Genomic DNA, 1,107 nt, shown 5'->3' on the forward strand with positions numbered 1-1,107 from the left:
CAGATGAAAAACGGCCGCCACGAGGTAAAGAAAGGTCGCCAATTAGTAAAGTAGTTTTTAACTTTTGCTTCGCCTTTAAAGCTAGGCTTTCAACAAAATCTATAGTGTTAGGGTGCCCATAGTAGCGATTCGTTCGACTACGTAACACTTGATAACCTGTACCTTCTAAAGGCAGCGGGGAAGCCCCATCTAAGCAGCCATTCGCGTAACTACCAATAGAAGAGGACATATTATGAGTGGGAGCACTAACTTGCTCCCATGGCGTAGCATAAAGAGGAGCTGAGAAAAATAAACTTAAATAAAAAGAAAGACTCAGCCGCATCATACATCCCCTTTAGTAATGTTCACCATTATCATAGTAGGCATTTGGCGATAGTGCAGAAAAAATGACTGCTACATCAATATCTTCACCGACTACACCACGAACCTGTTGTGTAATTACTTTCGCCACCTTGTCTTGGGTCTCTTGTCCTCGATCAAACCACAAAACTTCAACAAAAGGATAAGCAGGACTTACCTCGCCCTCACTAAAGAAAGTTGTGTAGATGTACTCAAAAGTAAAATCTTCTCGTGGACTATTCATTAGTGGCTGGAGCTCGTCAGTCAGTGGCTTTGACAAAGCTTGTACTGCTTGAGGTTCTACAGCGCGAAATCGTAGATGTGGCATAAGGTTAATCCTATATTTGTATTGTCCTAAGATGATAACAGGAACAACAACGCTAATCATCCCAACAACAACTAGACGCGTTCTTAAAAATACCCAGAAAAACGCTAATAAATATCAACAAGAGCTTGAGATTCCAATCAGTGACATTCAACGACAAGGGATCACTAGCGGCTAGATATCAATCCCGCTGGAAATCTGCTGTTCTTTATATAGGGAAAGTAGATAAGAGATTAGGGCAGTTCAGACTTAGCTACCATTAGCTACGCGCCTAGAATCGCCTATTTGGGAACTTGAGTTCACAAAGAACAAATTTTGCCATTTTACAAACGTAAAAAAGCCCCAGTCTTTCGACTGAGGCTTTAAATATGGCAGGGGTGGAGAGATTCGAACTCCCAACACGCGGATTTGGAATCCGCTGCTCTGCCAATTGGAGCTACACC

Annotated in this window: 2 protein-coding genes; both read right to left on the reverse strand. The window is 42.3% G+C overall.

Annotated features, from left to right (window positions below):
- The coding region (locus R7F67_RS24760; RefSeq protein ID WP_318057525.1) for a penicillin-insensitive murein endopeptidase at window positions 1-322 on the reverse strand (322 nt) is incomplete at its 3' end.
- Window positions 323-334: 12 nt separating this feature from the next.
- Window positions 335-667: a DUF1904 domain-containing protein gene (locus R7F67_RS24765; RefSeq protein ID WP_005483015.1), complete on the reverse strand. Its 333-nt coding sequence runs from the start codon at window positions 665-667 to the stop codon at window positions 335-337.
- Between the last annotated feature and the right edge of the window lie 440 nt (window positions 668-1,107).

The sequence above is a fragment of the Vibrio sp. YT-17 genome, from assembly GCF_033337375.1.
GTDB lineage: Bacteria > Pseudomonadota > Gammaproteobacteria > Enterobacterales > Vibrionaceae > Vibrio > Vibrio alginolyticus.

Coding starts and splice junctions, on each gene's coding strand:
- R7F67_RS24765 (WP_005483015.1), bottom strand. CDS start 667: ATGCCACATCTACGATTTCGCGCTGTAGAACCTCAAGCAGTACAAGCT.